Genomic DNA, 15,187 nt, shown 5'->3' on the forward strand with positions numbered 1-15,187 from the left:
TCCCTATCTGTCCACGGCGGGGCCGTTGATCATCCCCGCGCCCACGGTGGCGTTGGTGCCTTCGTCGATGAGGATGAAGCTGCCGGTGCTGCGGTTGCGCCGGTACTCGTCGAAGAAGAGCGGCACCGTCGTGCGCAGCGTCACCCGGCCCACCTCGTTGAGCTTCAGGCCCGGGCTCTGCTCGTCGCGGTGCAGCGTGTTGACGTCCAGCCGGTAGTGCAGCTCCTTCACCATGGCGCGCGCCATGCGCGTGGTGTGCTTGATGGCCAGCCGCGACCCGCTGTTGAGCTGTGTCGAGTCCGACAGCCAGCACACCATCGCGTCGATGTCCTGGCTCGCGGTGGGCGGGTTGCCCGGGCGGCACAGCATGTCGCCGCGGCTGATGTCCAGCTCCTCCTCCAGCGACACGTTCACCGACATGGGCGGGAACGCTTCCTTCAGCGGCTTGCCGGCCAGCTCCAGCGACTTGATGCGCGTGGTGAAGCCGGAGGGCATCACCATCACCTCGTCGCCCGGGCGCATCACGCCGCCCAGGAGCTGCCCGGAGTACGCGCGGTAGTCGTGGAACTTCTTCGCGGACGCGGGCCGGATGACTCCCTGCACGGGGAAGCGCAGGTGGATGAGGTCGCGGTCGGACGCGATGTGCACGTTCTCCAGGTGGTGCAGGAGCGTGGGGCCCTGGTACCAGGGCATCTTCTCCGAGCGCGTCACCACGTTGTCCCCGCCCAGCGCGGAGATGGGGATGAACGACAGGTCGGACACGTCCAGCTTCATGGAGAACTGGCGGAACTCCTCCCGGATGCGGTCGAAGACGCCCTGGTCGTAGTCCACCAGGTCCATCTTGTTCACGCACAGCACCAGGTGCGGCACGCGCAAGAGCGACGCGATGAACGCGTGGCGGCGCGTCTGCTCCAGCACGCCCTTGCGCGCGTCCACCAGGATGAGCGCCAGGTCCGCCGTGGACGCGCCCGTCACCATGTTGCGCGTGTACTGCAGGTGTCCGGGCGTGTCCGCGATGATGAACTTGCGCTTCGCCGTGGAGAAGTAGCGGTACGCCACGTCGATGGTGATGCCCTGCTCGCGCTCGGCCTTCAGGCCGTCCAGCAGCAGCGCCAGGTTGACGTACTCGTCGCCCCGGGCGTGGCTCGTGCGCTCCACCGCGGCGAGCTGGTCCTCGAGGATGGACTTCGTGTCGTACAACAGCCGCCCGATGAGGGTGCTCTTGCCGTCATCCACGGAGCCCGCGGTCGCGAATCTCAGCAGTTCCACTAGAAGTATCCCTCGCGCTTGCGGTCTTCCATCGCCGTCTCAGAGAACTTGTCGTCCGCGCGGCTGGCGCCACGCTCCGTCACGCGGGAGGCCGTCACCTCCGCGATGACCTCCTCCACGGTGGACGCGGTGGACGGCACGCACGCGGTGCACGTCATGTCGCCCACCGTGCGGAAGCGCACCGTCTCCGTCGTCACCGTCTCACCGGGGATCATGGCCATGAAGGGCGACCAGGCCATCAGCATCCCGTCCCGGCGGAACACCTCACGCTTGTGCGTGTAGTAGATGGACGGCAGCGCCACGTTCTCCCGGCCGATGTACTGCCAGATGTCCAGCTCGGTCCAGTTGGACAGGGGGAACACGCGCAGGTGCTCACCCCGGCGGTGGCGGCCGTTGTAGAGCGCCCACAGCTCCGGCCGCTGGTTCTTCGGGTCCCACTGGCCGAACTCGTCGCGGAAGGAATACACGCGCTCCTTCGCGCGGGCCTTCTCCTCGTCGCGCCGGGCGCCGCCGAAGACGGCGTTGAAGCCGTTCTTCTCGATGGCCTCCAGCAGCGGCTGCGTCTGCAGGCGGTTGCGGGACGCGCGAGGACCCTTCTCCTCCGTCACCTTGCCCGCGTCGATGGCCTCCTGCACGGACGCGACGATGAGCCGCGCGCCCAGCTCCGCCACCCGCTCATCGCGATACTGGATGACCTCCGGGAAGTTGTGCCCCGTGTCCACGTGCATCAGCGGAAAGGGCAGCGGCGCCGGCCAGAAGGCCTTCACCGCCAGGTGCAACATCACCGCGGAGTCCTTGCCACCGGAGAAGAGCAGCACCGGCCGGTCCAGCTCCGCCGCCACTTCCCGGATGATGAAGATGGACTCGGCTTCCAGCGCCTCAAGATGTGAAAGCTCGTAGCTCACGGCCAGGCAAGCTACCACAACCCTCCCCGCGCCCAACCGTGGCCGTGAAAGTTTCCGGGTCTCCCGCCGTGACACATGCGGGATGCGACATGCGGGAGGGGGCGGTGAAACATGGCCGTCCGACCTGACAGGAAGGATGTTTCACGGATCCACTGCCGGTGTGAGTCGCGAGGCCTCACGCGGCGTGCGGGAGGACGTTCCACGCGGGGGGCGCATGGTATAGACGGCCGCGCCATGGCAAGCGCCTCCTCTCCCGTCCTCGATCGCTGGTTCCCCTCCCGCAAGCCGCTTCCGGAGCCGCGCCTGCGCCTGTTCTGCCTGCCCTTCGCCGGCGGCAGCGCGGCCATCTACACGCCGTGGAGCATGGCGCTGCCCACGGGGGTGGAGCTGTGCGCGGTGCAGTTGCCCGGCCGCGAGCGGCGCCTGATGGAGCCCGCCATCAAGTCGCTGCCGGAGCTGCTGGACGTGCTGATGCCGGCGCTGACGCCGCTGATGGACCGGCCCTTCGCGCTGTTCGGTTACAGCATGGGGGCGCGCATCGGCCTGGAGGTGGCCCGCACGCTGAAGCGCCAGGGCGGCCCGAAGCCGCTGGGCTTCATTGCCGCTGCGGCGCCTCCGCCGTCGCACAACGAGCGGGAGCCCATCCACACGCTGGATGATGCGGGCTTCATCGCGAAGCTGCGCGAGTACGACGGCACGCCGGAGGAGGTCCTCCAGCACAAGGAGCTGCTGGAGCTCATCCTCCCCACGCTGCGCGCGGACTTCGGGCTGGCCTGGACGGAGAACGGCCAGCACACGGCCCCGCTGGACCTCCCGCTGTCCGTGTACGCGGGCAAGGGGGACAAGCACGTGGGCCTGGACCTGATGGAGCACTGGCGCGCGGAGTCCACCGCCGACGTGCGCATCCGGCACTTCGACGGCGGCCACTTCTTCATCCGCTCGCACGGGCCGCAGGTGCTGGCGGCGGTGCGTGAGGACCTGACGCGCTGGATGACGGCCGCGACCTAGTCCGCCCCCACCCCGCGGTCAGAGTGGCACCTGGCGGTCGCGGGCGACGTGCTTCATCACCAAGGTGGAACGCATTCGTTGGACGCCAGGTAGGGCGCCAAGGCGCTCGTCGTACAGCTTCTGGAATGCGGGCAGATCGGCCGTCACGATGCGCAGGAGGTAGTCGGGGTCGCCGAAGAGCCGCTCGGCCTGAAGCACGTGCGGAATGCTCGCGATGGCCCGCTCGAAGCGGGCCACTGTATCGGCGTCACCCCGCTGCATGGTCACGAAGACGAGCGTCTCGAATGTCAGGCCGACCGCAGCGGGGTCGACCAGGGCAAGGTAGCCGCGGATCGCGCCACTCCGCTCCAGCGCCCGCACCCGGCGATGACACGGGGAGACACTCAGGTGCACCCGAGCGGCCAGCTCCGTGATGCTCAGGCGACCGTCCTTCTGGAGCTGAGCAAGAATCTTCCGATCCATGGCGTCCATGAGGTGGAATCTACCTCGGCACCGGACTTCTACGGGTCAACATTGGAAGAATCTTCGGCCCCCTCCAGCGCATTCTTCCTTCAAGAAACGATCTTCAAGGAGATGCTGCGTTGCCTGCGAGTTTGATCGTCGCATTCTGGGGTGTGTCGCTCCTGTTCGTCATCACCCCGGGGGCGGACTGGGCCTTCGCGATCACCGCCGGCCTCCGTGACCGCTCGGTCGCGCCAGCGGTGGGAGGGCTCATGCTCGGCCACTTCGGAATGACACTCATCGTGGCTGCGGGCGTGGGGACGGTCGTGTCGGAGTACCCCGTCGTCCTCACCGTCCTGACAATGGTCGGTGCCGCGTACCTTGTGCGGTTGGGGCTCGCGGCACTGAAGAGCCCGGGCATCCCCGAGGAGTCCAAGGACGCTCCGCCGAGTGCTCCCTGGTGGGCTCGATTGCTCAAAGGCGCCGGCGTCAGTGGCACCAACCCCAAGGTGTTCCTTCTGTTTCTTGCACTGCTTCCGCAGTTCACGATCCCAGACGGGAACTGGTCCCTCTCGCGCCAGATGGCCGTGCTGGGACTGGTGCACACGCTCAGTTGCGGAGCGGTCTACCTCTGTGTGGGTGTTGCCGCGCGCGCCGTCCTGAAAGCGAGACCTGTCGTTGCGCGCGCCGTCACCCGCACCTCAGGGGTTGCCATGACCGTCATCGGCACGCTCATGCTCATTGAGCGTTTGGCGCAGCGCTGACCAGGATGCGCGATAGTCCAGCGCATGGCTCAACACCGCATCCACGCGGGGACGGACATCGCCTGCGTGGGGCTCTGGGACGCCGGACTCCCCTCCGCGGAGCGTTCCATCGAGGGAAAGGCGTTGGAAGCGAGCGCCGCGCGCGGTGAGGTGCTCGCCATCGACACCAGCGCGGATGGCGGCTACATCCTCCAGATCCACGTCGATGAGCCGTTCGTCCCAGCGCCCGGGCAGCGGTTCGACACGGTCGGGAACGAACTGGGACTCCACCTTGGCTCGGGAACCGCGATGGCCGGTGGGTGCGAGGACTTTCGCAATCCGCGCCCGCAGATCACGTCCGCCGGGGACCGGTTCCAGGTCGAGCCCTCCTGGTATCGCGTCCGTGTCCACCTCAACCGGATGGAGGGCCCCGAAGAGGAGCAGCGCGCCCATGAGGAGGCAGCGCGGGCCCTCTCTTCCGAAGAACTGGCGAGGTACCACCGGCTGGGGAAGTCGCTCCGCACGGGCTGGTTGATCGCCGTGCTGTCGGTGGCCGCCCTCATGGCCTCCGTGTTCTTCCAGGCCGCGCGCGCCCTGGGCGTGCTCGGCGCGTTGGTAGCCGCCGCGGCGGGTTGGAGCCTCCTGCGCATCAAGCGGAGCGACTATGTCTCGCTCCACCTGCGCTACCAGCGCGCGCTTGATGCGGCCTACGCACCGGACATCGTCCTGGAGCTGCACCAAACGACAGGCCCCCTTTCGGGGGGCACCGTGGCGCTGGACGACCCTCCCGGCGCCTGACGTCAGCCGTCGGCTCAGGCCGTCTTGATGAGCGGGGCCATGTCTCCGGCGAGCGGCACGGTGTGCTGCCAGCGCACGGAGAGCGCCCCGCCCCGGGGCCTGCGGAAGGCAATCGCCGCCTGGTGCCGCGCGGACGGCTTGTGCTGCATGAACTGCCACACGTCCGGCAGGTCGTTCATCCGAGGGTCGAAGGCGATGCCGGGCATCTGGCCCGGCACCAGGTCGAAGGCGAACTGATCCAACGGCAGGGACAGGCCCGCGCCGCGCGCCTTGATGTAGGCCTCCTTCAGGGTCCAGTACTCGAAGAAGCGCGCGCGCTGGAGCTCCTTCGGCAATGCGCGCAGGGCCTGCACCTCCGTCTTCGCGAAGTAGTGGTCGGCGATCTCCACCGTCTCGCCGGGCCGCTCCGCGTCCTCGATGTCCGCGCCCAGGTCCACGTCCCGGCCCACCGCGACCAGGGCCATGCCGTCGGTGTGGCTCAGGTTGAAGCGCAGCCACTGGCCCACCGGCCCGACGATTGCGGGACGGCCGTACTCGTTGGGGACGAAGCGCCAGGCCTCCGGCGCGACGGGCGCGTAGCGCGACAGCGTCAGGCGCACCAGCGCGTGCGACACGAGGTACTGCCGCTGGTGCCGCTCGAAGTGGAAGCGCCGCTGCCGCTCGCGCTCGCCGGGGTCCAGCAGGGCCTTGTAGGCCTCCAGGAGACGCGGGTCTTCAATGCGCTCGGGTTCGACGAGCCAGACGTGGACCTCATCGGGGCGCAGGTCGAGGGGCATGGAGGGCGGGGGCGACGTCATGTCCTGAAGGGAATCAGGAACCGCCGCGCCTGTCACGGGGGCTGGTCCGGCCTGATGCCGGACGCATAGGCTGCCCGTCCCAACGGCAAGGGGGAGGAACGCATGGACCTGTCCACCGCGACGACGAAGCTCCAGGCGCTGCGCCGGGACATGACCGGCCACACGGACCGGAACGACGAGCGCCGCATCCTGGATCTGCTGGAGGGCGCCACCAGCGAGGAGCTGAACTTCCTCCTGTCCAACGTGGACCTGGTGCGGCTCCTGTCGGACCTGGACGACCGGCTCGTGGGCCCGGACCATCACACGGCGCTGCTGGACCTCCTGTGCAAGCGCCGCGCGGCGGAGCTGTCCCTGCCGGTGCGCGCGTCGCTGGCCACCGCGCTCCAGAAGGGCGCCACGCGCGGACAGGCGGAAGCAAGGCTGCGCGACCTGTTCCTCGGGTTGAAGGGCCGGGAGCTGACCGGGTTCAAGAACCTGCTGGAAGCAGGCGGCGAGTACCACGACCTGCACAAGCTGGTGTTCGACGACGTGGACGACGTCGCGGTGCGCACGGAATTGCTCGCCCACTTCCAGCGCGAGGCCCAGGCCTTCCCCAGCGGGGAGAACAAGGTCCTGAGCGACATCGACGACACGTTCTTCGCCAACTGGGTGGACCCGCGCTACCCGAAGAAGACGGTGTACCCGGGCGTGCTCGCGTTCTACCAGGAGCTGGACCGGGGGCCGGGCATCATCCCGGGCCGCGCGGGCGACCTCGTCTTCGTGAGCGCCCGACCGCAGGATCCGCTGGGCCTCATCGAGAACGCCACGCTGGACTCGCTGAGCAAGCGCGGCGTGCCGCTGGCGGTGATGCTGTCCGGCAGCTTCTTCTACCTCCTGGGCAACACGCGCATCGCGCAGAAGAAGTTCGAGAACTTCGAGCAGTACGCGCGCCTCTTCCCCGAGTACGGCTTCGTCTTCGTGGGCGACAGCGGCCAGGGCGACGTGGAGTTCGGCGCGAGGATGCGCGCGGCCCTGCCCCAGGCTGTGCGCGCCGTGTTCATCCACGACGTGGTGGCGACGCCGCAGTCGAAGCGTGACGAGTGGCGGGCGCAGCACGTCTTCTTCTTCGACACGTACGTGGGCGCGGCGGTGGACGCGTTCCACGCGGGCGTCATCTCCCGTGACGGCGTGGACCGCATCGCCGCCGCCGCGACGGAGTCCCTCGCGGCCATCGCCTTCACCACCCCCGCCCAGAGGCAGGAGCGCGAGGCGGAGCTGACGCGGGACCTGGCGCTGGCGAATTCCCTGCCCCGACCGCGGACCGTTTGAATATCGGGCAGGCGACCACGTCTCCAGGCGGCCCTCGCGCATTTCCCTCCCGAAAAAGGCCACCCCATGCGCCGCATTTTCGCCCTGACGTCCGCAGCCGCCCTTTCTCTCTTCTGCGCCGCGTGTGGTCCGGAGGGCCAGGACGACGACGCGCCGCTCCAGGACGCACGCTCCAGCGTCACGGGCACCCACCGCGTCATGATGACGGTGTCCGCTCCTGGCGTCCCCATCAACCCGGATCCGGCTCCGACCAACCTCACCCTGACGGAGGACCCGAACAGCCCCGACCGCATGAACCTGGAGATCATGTTCTGGGACTGCGACCTCTCCGCGACCATGTCGGGCGGCTCCACCTTCACGGTGAACCCGGGCACGTGTGGCCACCCCCTTCCCGAGGAGCTGAGGGACGAGACGTCGGGGTGCTACTTCATGATGGAGTTCACCGGGGGCACGGGCGGGAAGGCCTCCGCGGACGGCAAGTTCGGGACGACCCTCGAAGGCTCCTACGTCATGGACTGCGTCGAGGAGAGCGGTCCCCCGGTCAAATTCCCGCTCACCATCTCGCTGGTCGGCATCTGAGCCGCCACCGCGGTGTCAGGGCGCGATGAAGCATCCCTGACAGCCCCCGGCCCACCGGTCCCGGACAGTTGGCGGGACGTGCGAGACACCCCAACCTTCCGTGCGCTTCACAGGGGTGGAGCGGCCGTCAGGGGACGGAAGGAAGGGCTCCGGGAGGTTCCCGGGGCCCTTCCGGGGCGTGAAGGGGCGCGCGGGGCCGATGGAACTGTTTCCCATTCATTTGCTGTTCATCGTCGTGTTGATGAACCGCTATCTCCTCGGCCCCTTCTTGCGGCGGCTGAAGGGGCGGCGGTTCGAACGGGTGGATGACACCTACCGGCCGAAGGTCGCCATCGTCATTCCGCTGTTCAACGAAGGCCAGGGCATCTACCACACCGTCCGGGCGCTGCTGGAGCAGGACTATCCCCGCGAGCTGACGGAGATCATCGTCGTGGATGACTGCTCGCGCGACGACAGCGTCGCGTGGGCCACCAAGGCCGCGGAAGGCCACCCCAACGTCCGGGTGATGCGCAACCCGGAGAACATGGGCAAGCGCAAGGGCATCAACCGGGGCGTCCGCGCCGCGGAGGACGCGGAGATCATCGTCTCCGTGGACTCCGACGTGGTGGTGGAGAAGAGCGCCGTGCGGCAGCTCATCCGCCGCTTCGTGCACCCGAACGTCGCCGCGGTGGGCGGACGCACCTTCGTCATCAACCGTCACCAGAACTGGCTGACGCGGATGATTGAAATCAAGTTCCACTTCGCCCAGAAGTGGCTGAAGGACCTGGAGCGCTCGTTCCGCCAGGTGATGTGCCTGTCCGGCTGCCTGACGGCATACCGCCGCTCGGTGCTGCTGGAGCTGGAGCCCATCCTGGAGGCGCGCGCCATCGCGGGCATCCCCATCAAGTACGGCGAGGACCGCTTCCTCACGCGGCAGATCGTCAAGCACGACTACGAGACGGTCTACACGCTGGACGCGTACTGCTTCACCGCCGCGCCCTCCACGCTCGCGGGCTACTTCAGCCAGCAGCTGCGGTGGCGGCGCTCCAACCTGGTGGACCTCATCTGCGGCCTGTCACACGCGTGGCGGCTGCACCCGGTCATCACCGTGCACTACGTGTCGCAGCTGGCGCTGCTGCTCGCGTACCCGGTGGTCATCGTCCACAACATGCTCAACGGCGAGTTCTGGGACATCCTCGCGTTCCACTTCCTGGTGATTGGCCTCCTGGGCTTCATCTACCGGATGGAGACGCGCTACCTGCCCGAGGACCGGCGCGTGCCCGCGGTGAGCTTCCTGCCCATGGCGCTGCTCATGCCGGTGACGTACGCGCTCTTCACGCCGCTGGCCCTCCTGACGCTCGACTCCGGGAGCTGGGAGACGCGCGGCAGCCCGACGCCCGCCCAGGCGCCCTCCCCCGCCCCGCTCACCTCCAACTCCGCAGGCGAGGGAACCCCGTCATGAACCAACAGGTCGCCAACCGGCTGAACTCCGTCGCGGTGTCCGCCTACAAGTTCATGGGCTCGGTGCTGCTGGCGCTGATCCTCCTGGGCCTGATGTCGTTCCTCGCGGTGCAGGGCTTCTTCCTGGCGAACAGCAGCTGGGTGACGCCCACCATCCTGTCGCCCACCGACCCCAACGTGCTGGCGCTCAACGCGCAGGCGGCGCAGCAGGAGTCGGAGCGCGACGGGCTGCTGGCGAAGCGGCGCGAGGCCTCCGACCGCCTGCGCGAGGCCGAGCGCACCGTGGCCACGGAGCGGTCCTTCCAGCAGCGCTTCGTCGTGGCGCTGAAGGGCGAGAAGCGCTCCCGCGACCGGCTGGCGAAGCGGCTGTCCGCGCTGCGCCAGGAGTACCTGCGCGCGGGCGGGGAGATCGCCGAGTCCAACCGCGCCTTCAGCGGCCTCGCGCGCACGCGCACGAACGCGCTCTACGGCGCGAAGCTGATGGAGCGCGAGGACGTGCTCACCACCAACCACCACCTGGCGCAGATGGCGCAGAGCAACCTGTCCCTGGCGCAGGAGACGGTGGACCTGGACATGCGCCTGGACACGCTCCGGCGCGAGAGCGAGGGCCTTACCGCCGCGGAGAACGGCCTGGGCCGCGACGACGCCGCCGAGGGCCTGACCACGGACACGCTGCTGCTGGAGCGTGAGTACACGCAGTCGGTGCTCGCGATGGCTCGCGCGGAGGAGCAGCGCAAGAGCCTGGAGGCGGACGTGCACGCGCTGGACGACCGCATCCGCCGCTTCAACCAGCTGCTCCTCGTGGTGCACGGCTCGCCGTACCTGAAGGCGCTGGAGCAGAACCTCACGGTGGCCTTCGTGCCCTACGAGAACCTGGCCAACGCCCGGACCGGCACCCCGCTCTACACCTGCGCGCTGAAGATCCTGTGGTGCCGCGCGGTGGGCGTGGTGGGGCCGGTGCTGGAGGGAGAGGTCTCCCAGCAGCACCCCATCCGCCAGTACCACTTGCGGGGCGTGATGGTGGAGATCCAGCTTCGGGACGCGCCCAGCGCGCGCGAGCCGCTGCTTCACCTGGGCCGGCCCCCGCTGATGCTGTGAGCCCCGTCATGGAAAGGGAAAGGGAGCGGAGGATGCGGACGAGCCTCGCGAGAGGAGCCCTGCTGGGGCTCGGGTTGTGGGCGGGCGTGGCCCCGGCGGCGGAAGAAGCGGGGGCGGTGCGAGCCCAGGCAGACCTCGCGAAGGGCTACTGCGAGCGCGTGCGCGGAACCTCGCGCGCGGAGGCCGCGCTGGAGCTGGCGCCGGAGGTGTTCGGCAGCGTGGGCGCGGTGAACGCGGGCGACGCCATGGGAGGCTCGGACGACACGCCGCTGGGCTCGCCCAAGCTGCGCGTCACCGCGGGGCTGGGCTACGACTTCGTGGGCCTCTACCGGGGCCGCACGCTGCGCTCGCGCGCGGAGGCCGAGTGCCGGCGCTACCAGGCGCTCGCCGCGCTCCAGAGCGCCGTGGAGCACGGCTCCCGGTTGGGGGAAGCCGCGGCGCTGGACGCACGCGCCCGGGCGCTGGCCACCTCCCTGCCCCGCGCGGAGGAGCTGGTGGCCCAGCTGCGCGACGACCTGCGCGACGGCGGCGCGACGCTGGAGGAGCTCAACGCGGTGCAGGTGCGGTTGGATCACCTGCGCTCGCTGGCGCGCGACACCGCCCAGGCCCGCGAGCAGCTGGCGCTCGAACCCGCTCCGCCGGAAGGACAGCCCCTGAGCACGCTGCTCAGCGCCTTCGAGGCCGCGGATGATCAGGTGGAGGTCCTGTCCGGCGGCCTGCGCACGGCGGGCGCGTGGCGGCTGAGCGTGCGCGGCGGCTACGACGAGGTCTTCGACGTCCAGCAGGACACGCCCCTCTTCGGGCAGCTCACGCTGGGCTACAACCTGGGCCACCTCTGGCAGGGCCGGGCCAACGCCCAGTCCCGCGAGGGCCGCCGCCAGGAGACGCGCGACGCGGTGGACGGTGCGCCGCGCAAGGTGCGCCAGTTGCTGGGCGAGCTGCGCATCACCGAGCGGAGCGAACAGCAGCGGCTGGGCGAGGTGTCCGCGCTGGTGTCGGACCTGCAAGGACAGCTGCGCGAGGTGGAGCAATTGCAGACGCGCCAGGTGCGCCGCTTCCGTGACTACCTGCTGCTGGAGCTGGCGCGGCTCCAGGCGGAGCAGGCCTACCTGGGCGCGCACCTGGAGACGCTCCGCTCGATGCTGGGAGGCACGGGGCCATGAGCGACGTGTGGGAACGGCGGTGGGTGGCGTTCGGGACGTCGGTCATCTTGATGCTGTGGGCAGGCGGACTGCTCCTGAGCCACGGCGCCTGCAACGGCCCGAGGAAGCCCATGGAAACTCCCGCATCCTCCAGCACGCGCGCGCTCCGCGAGGATCCGCCGTCGTCAAAGGAAGGACTGGCCCCCGTCACGCGGCGGCAGCTGAACGTCACGGAGGGCCAGCTCGTGGCCCTCGCGGAGGACGGAACGCGGTTCGCCATCGACGGGCCCCGCCAGCGCGCGGTCGTCCCGGAGTCGACGGGCGACGAAGCGGAGCTGCGCTTCACCTGGCTGGGCGTCACCGACCCGGTGGTTCCGCTGGCGTCCGGTCAGCAGCGCGAACAGGTGGGCCTCAAGCTGCGCGCCCGGGATGGCTGCAACGTCATCTACGCCATGTGGCGCATCGCTCCGTCCGCGGGCATCGTGGTCAACTACAAGCGCAACCCGGACGACCACGAGAGCGCCGAGTGCGGCAACACCGGCTACACCACCGTGCGGCCGCGCTTCATGGAGCCATTGGACCGGCTCGTTCCAGGGGAGCCGCACGTGCTGCGCGCCCGCATCGACGCGGACGTGCTGACCGTGTACGCGGACGGCCAGCGCGTCTGGGAGGGCGTGCTGCCCGCGGACGCGCTCACGCTGGAAGGCCCCGCCGGGATGCGCACGGACAACGCCCGCGTGCGCTTCGAGCTGCGCGTGCCCCAGGCGGCCGGCCCCACCTCCCGCCGCTGACGCCGCCGTCCGGAACCCGCCCCTGCCGCCGGGGCCCCCCTTGCATGAGGAATCCGGGCGTGGGTTGCTTCGGGTCGATGCCCGACCGCGATCCGCTGGCCTCGCCATACCGTCCCCCGCAGGGCCTGGAGGCGCTGGAAGACGCCCTCCGGCGCGACCTGGACATCCTGTCCTACCCGGCCCGGAGCTGGGTGCCCCCGCGCTCGACGCCGGACGGCCGCTCCATCCTGGACGTGCTCATCATCGGCGGAGGCCAGAGCGGGCTGGGCGCCGCGTTCGGGCTGATGCGCGAGCGGGTGACGAACGTGCTCGTGCTGGATGACGGCAGGGACGGCTTCCACGGGCCCTGGAAGACGTTCGCGCGGATGATCACCCTGCGCACGCCCAAGTACCTCACCGGTCCGGACTACAACATCCCCAACCTCTCCTTCCGCGCCTGGTACGAGGCGCAGCACGGCGCGGAGGGCTTCCAGCAGGTGGCCCTCATCCCGAAGGAGCTGTGGGCGGACTACCTCCTCTGGTACCGGCGCGTGCTGGCCATCCCCGTGCGGTGCGCCACCAAGGCGGGCGCGCTGCGCTGGCGCGCGGACCTGGACTGCTTCGAGGTCCCCGCCGCGCACAACGGCGAGACGGAGTTCCTGCTCGCCCGGAAGGTCGTGCTGGCCACCGGCATCGACGGCTCGGGACGCTGGGACGCGCCGCCGGAGGTGCAGCCGCTGCCGCGCGCGCTGTGGGCGCACACGCACGACCCCATCGACTTCGCCGCGCTGAAGGGCAAGCGCATTGGCGTGCTGGGCGCGGGGGCCTCCGCGTTCGACAACGCCTCCGTAGCGCTGGAGGCCGGCGCGGGCCAGGTGGACCTGTTCTACCGCCGCAAGAAGCTGCCCAACGTGAACCCCTACCGCTGGGCGGAGTTCGCGGGCTTCCTGCGCCACCACGGCGACCTGCCGGACGCGCAGCGCTGGCGCTTCATCCGGCAGATCATCGAGATGGGCCAACTGCCGCCGCGCGACACCTTCGAGCGCGCCCGCCGCCACCCGCACTTCCACCTGCACGCGGAGAGCCCCTGGGTGGAGGTGAAGCAGGAGGACGGCCAGGCCGTGGTGCGCACGCCGCACGCGACGCACACGTTCGACTTCCTCATCATCGCGTCCGGCTTCACCACGGACCTGTCGCTGCGGCCGGAGCTGGCGGAGCTGCACCCGCACATCGCGCTGTGGAAGGACCGCTTCACGCCGCCGGAGAACGAGCGCCACGCGGACCTCCTGCGCCACCCGTACCTGGGCCCCTCCTTCGAGTTCCAGGAGAAGCAGCCCGGCAGCGCGCCGTGGCTCCACGGCGTGTTCAACTACACCTTCGGGTGCCTGCTCTCACTGGGCTTCGGCGGCGCCAGCATCTCCGGCATGAAGTACAGCCTGCCCCGGCTGGTGGGCGGCATCACCCAACAGCTCTACCTGGACGACAGCGAGCGCCACTTCCGCGCGCTCGCGGACTACGCGACGACGGAGTTCGAGACGTGAGTGCATCTGTAACCGTGTTTCGCAGTGAGCGCGTGGTGACGCCCGAGGGCACGCGCGCCGCGGCGGTGGTCGTGCGCGAGGGGCGCATCGAAGGCATCCACGCGACGGTGGACGTGCCCCAGGGCGCGAACGTGGTGGACCTGGGCCGCGACGCGCTGCTGCCCGGCATCGTGGACAGCCACGCGCACATCAACGAGCCCGGCCGCACGGATTGGGAGGGCTTCGCCACCGCGACGGCCGCGGCGGCGGCGGGCGGCATCACCACCGTGGTGGACATGCCGCTCAACTCCATCCCGGCCACCACGTCCCTGGCCGCGCTGCGCACCAAGGCGGAGGCCGCGTCGGGCCAGTGCGCCATCGACTACGGCCTGTGGGGCGGCGTCATCCCCGGCAACGCGGACGAGCTCCAGGCGATGGTCGACGCGGGCGCGCCGGGCTTCAAGTGCTTCCTCGTGCACTCGGGCGTGGACGAGTTCCCCGCCGCCACGCGCGAGGTGCTGGACCGGGCCATGCCCATCCTCGCGAAGGCGGGCGTGCCGCTGCTGGTCCACGCGGAGCTGACGGACCACGAGCCGCCCTTCGCGGGCGACGTGCGCGCGTACGCCAGCTACCTGGCGTCCCGTCCGGCCGCGTGGGAGGTGGACGCCATCCGGATGATGATCGACCTGTGCCGCAAGCACCGCGGCCCCGTGCACATCGTCCACCTGTCCGCGGCGGACGCGCTGGACGACATCGCGAAGGCGAAGGCGGAGGGGCTGCCCTTCACGGTGGAGACCTGTCCGCACTACCTCACCTTCACCGCGGAGGAGATTGAAGCCGGCGCGACGCACTTCAAGTGCGCCCCGCCCATCCGCGAGGCGGCGAATCGGGAACTGCTGTGGGCCGCGGTGAAGAGCGGCCTCATCGACCTGGTGGTGTCGGACCACTCGCCCTGCACGCCCGCGCTCAAGAAGCTGGAGGCCGGGGACTTCTCCGGTGCGTGGGGCGGCATCGCCGGCCTGCAGCTCAGCGTGTCCGCGGTGTGGACGGGCATGCGCGCCCACGGCCTGGGCCTGGACGCGCTGGTGGACCGCATGGCGCACCGCACCGCGAAGCTGGCTGGGCTGTCGGGACGCAAAGGGGCCATCCGGCCTGGGCTGGACGCGGACTTCGTCGTCTTCGCCCCGGAGGCGCGCTTCAAGGTGGCCCCGGAGGACATCCGCCACCGGCACCGGCTGACGCCCTACGCGGGACGCGAGCTGGAAGGCCGGGTGTTGAGGACATACCTGCGCGGCCAGCGTATCTTCGACGCCACCGAGGGACTGACGGGCCCGCGCATCGGCCAGTGGCTGCCGCGCGGCTGAACCCC

Annotated in this window: 15 protein-coding genes; 11 read left to right on the forward strand and 4 right to left on the reverse strand. The window is 69.9% G+C overall.

Translation table 11 applies throughout. From position 1 onward, the window contains the following. Nucleotides 1-3: 3 nt before the first annotated feature. Together JYK02_RS11010 and cysD are read right to left on the reverse strand one after the other, a co-directional pair. Nucleotides 4-1,269, reverse strand: coding sequence for a GTP-binding protein (locus JYK02_RS11010; protein WP_207050879.1), 1,266 nt, complete (start codon nt 1,267-1,269; stop codon nt 4-6). After that, a complete protein-coding gene (gene cysD, locus JYK02_RS11015) occupies nt 1,269-2,174 on the reverse strand; it encodes a sulfate adenylyltransferase subunit CysD (protein ID WP_207050880.1) in 906 nt (301 codons plus the stop codon). Before cysD ends, JYK02_RS11010 begins: the two co-directional genes overlap by 1 nt. Before the next feature lie 234 nt (nt 2,175-2,408). Here cysD and JYK02_RS11020 point away from each other — a divergent pair, with 234 nt between their 5' ends. Beyond that, nucleotides 2,409-3,182 (forward strand): thioesterase II family protein, encoded by a 774-nt coding sequence (locus JYK02_RS11020; protein WP_207050881.1) that lies wholly within the window; start codon nt 2,409-2,411, stop codon nt 3,180-3,182. 18 nt (nt 3,183-3,200) lie between these two features. Here the strand turns inward: JYK02_RS11020 and JYK02_RS11025 are convergent, their stop codons facing one another. After that, nucleotides 3,201-3,653 carry an Lrp/AsnC family transcriptional regulator gene (locus tag JYK02_RS11025; protein ID WP_207050882.1) on the reverse strand — a complete coding sequence of 151 codons (453 nt, stop codon included), beginning with the start codon at nt 3,651-3,653 and terminating at the stop codon, nt 3,201-3,203. A 122-nt stretch (nt 3,654-3,775) separates the two neighbouring features. On the opposite strand from JYK02_RS11025, the gene JYK02_RS11030 reads away from it, so the two are divergent. Both JYK02_RS11030 and JYK02_RS11035 read left to right on the forward strand, forming a co-directional pair. Then, nucleotides 3,776-4,387, forward strand: coding sequence for a LysE family translocator (locus tag JYK02_RS11030; protein WP_207050883.1), 612 nt, complete (start codon nt 3,776-3,778; stop codon nt 4,385-4,387). A 24-nt stretch (nt 4,388-4,411) separates the two neighbouring features. Continuing rightward, complete coding sequence (locus JYK02_RS11035) at nt 4,412-5,164, forward strand: hypothetical protein (RefSeq protein WP_207050884.1); 753 nt, start codon at nt 4,412-4,414, stop codon at nt 5,162-5,164. A 14-nt stretch (nt 5,165-5,178) separates the two neighbouring features. Here the strand turns inward: JYK02_RS11035 and JYK02_RS11040 are convergent, their stop codons facing one another. Next, complete coding sequence (locus tag JYK02_RS11040) at nt 5,179-5,961, reverse strand: 4'-phosphopantetheinyl transferase family protein (RefSeq protein WP_207050885.1); 783 nt, start codon at nt 5,959-5,961, stop codon at nt 5,179-5,181. 102 nt (nt 5,962-6,063) lie between these two features. Here JYK02_RS11040 and JYK02_RS11045 point away from each other — a divergent pair, with 102 nt between their 5' ends. The 8 genes from JYK02_RS11045 to allB all read left to right on the forward strand — a co-directional run bounded on the left by JYK02_RS11045 (nt 6,064) and on the right by allB (nt 15,182). Next, a complete protein-coding gene (locus JYK02_RS11045) occupies nt 6,064-7,269 on the forward strand; it encodes a phosphatase domain-containing protein (RefSeq protein WP_207050886.1) in 1,206 nt (401 codons plus the stop codon). A gap of 66 nt (nt 7,270-7,335) precedes the next feature. After that, on the forward strand, nt 7,336-7,848 hold the full coding sequence (locus JYK02_RS11050; protein WP_207050887.1) for a hypothetical protein: 513 nt from the start codon (nt 7,336-7,338) through the stop codon (nt 7,846-7,848). Nucleotides 7,849-8,047: 199 nt separating this feature from the next. Beyond that, the gene (locus JYK02_RS11055) at nt 8,048-9,289 is read left to right on the forward strand and encodes a glycosyltransferase (RefSeq protein ID WP_207050888.1); all 1,242 of its coding nucleotides are present in this window, start codon (nt 8,048-8,050) and stop codon (nt 9,287-9,289) included. Next, nucleotides 9,286-10,386: a hypothetical protein gene (locus JYK02_RS11060; RefSeq protein ID WP_207050889.1), complete on the forward strand. Its 1,101-nt coding sequence runs from the start codon at nt 9,286-9,288 to the stop codon at nt 10,384-10,386. The genes JYK02_RS11055 and JYK02_RS11060 overlap by 4 nt, the downstream gene beginning before the upstream one ends. A 32-nt stretch (nt 10,387-10,418) precedes the next feature. Continuing rightward, on the forward strand, nt 10,419-11,549 hold the full coding sequence (locus JYK02_RS11065; RefSeq protein WP_207050890.1) for a hypothetical protein: 1,131 nt from the start codon (nt 10,419-10,421) through the stop codon (nt 11,547-11,549). Then, entirely contained in the window at nt 11,546-12,319 is a 774-nt protein-coding gene (locus tag JYK02_RS11070; protein ID WP_242588648.1) for a hypothetical protein, read from the forward strand. The genes JYK02_RS11065 and JYK02_RS11070 overlap by 4 nt, the downstream gene beginning before the upstream one ends. A 77-nt stretch (nt 12,320-12,396) precedes the next feature. Further along, complete coding sequence (locus tag JYK02_RS11075; RefSeq protein ID WP_207050891.1) at nt 12,397-13,839, forward strand: NAD(P)-binding domain-containing protein; 1,443 nt, start codon at nt 12,397-12,399, stop codon at nt 13,837-13,839. Then, entirely contained in the window at nt 13,836-15,182 is a 1,347-nt protein-coding gene (allB, locus tag JYK02_RS11080; RefSeq protein WP_207050892.1) for an allantoinase AllB, read from the forward strand. The genes JYK02_RS11075 and allB overlap by 4 nt, the downstream gene beginning before the upstream one ends. Nucleotides 15,183-15,187 lie beyond the last annotated feature (5 nt).

Origin of the sequence: Corallococcus macrosporus (assembly GCF_017302985.1) — a bacterium.
GTDB classification, from domain to species: Bacteria; Myxococcota; Myxococcia; order Myxococcales; family Myxococcaceae; genus Corallococcus; species Corallococcus macrosporus_A.

What these genes read in the sequence shown, in the direction of transcription:
- JYK02_RS11065 (WP_207050890.1), top strand. Translation starts at nt 10,419, where the DNA reads ATGCGGACGAGCCTCGCGAGAGGAGCCCTGCTGGGGCTCGGGTTGTGG.
- JYK02_RS11075 (WP_207050891.1), top strand. Translation starts at nt 12,397, where the DNA reads ATGCCCGACCGCGATCCGCTGGCCTCGCCATACCGTCCCCCGCAGGGC.
- JYK02_RS11060 (WP_207050889.1), top strand. Translation starts at nt 9,286, where the DNA reads ATGAACCAACAGGTCGCCAACCGGCTGAACTCCGTCGCGGTGTCCGCC.
- JYK02_RS11025 (WP_207050882.1), bottom strand. Translation starts at nt 3,653, where the DNA reads ATGGACGCCATGGATCGGAAGATTCTTGCTCAGCTCCAGAAGGACGGT.
- JYK02_RS11035 (WP_207050884.1), top strand. Translation starts at nt 4,412, where the DNA reads ATGGCTCAACACCGCATCCACGCGGGGACGGACATCGCCTGCGTGGGG.
- JYK02_RS11055 (WP_207050888.1), top strand. Translation starts at nt 8,048, where the DNA reads ATGGAACTGTTTCCCATTCATTTGCTGTTCATCGTCGTGTTGATGAAC.
- JYK02_RS11045 (WP_207050886.1), top strand. Translation starts at nt 6,064, where the DNA reads ATGGACCTGTCCACCGCGACGACGAAGCTCCAGGCGCTGCGCCGGGAC.
- JYK02_RS11070 (WP_242588648.1), top strand. Translation starts at nt 11,546, where the DNA reads ATGAGCGACGTGTGGGAACGGCGGTGGGTGGCGTTCGGGACGTCGGTC.
- JYK02_RS11050 (WP_207050887.1), top strand. Translation starts at nt 7,336, where the DNA reads ATGCGCCGCATTTTCGCCCTGACGTCCGCAGCCGCCCTTTCTCTCTTC.
- JYK02_RS11020 (WP_207050881.1), top strand. Translation starts at nt 2,409, where the DNA reads ATGGCAAGCGCCTCCTCTCCCGTCCTCGATCGCTGGTTCCCCTCCCGC.
- JYK02_RS11040 (WP_207050885.1), bottom strand. Translation starts at nt 5,961, where the DNA reads ATGACGTCGCCCCCGCCCTCCATGCCCCTCGACCTGCGCCCCGATGAG.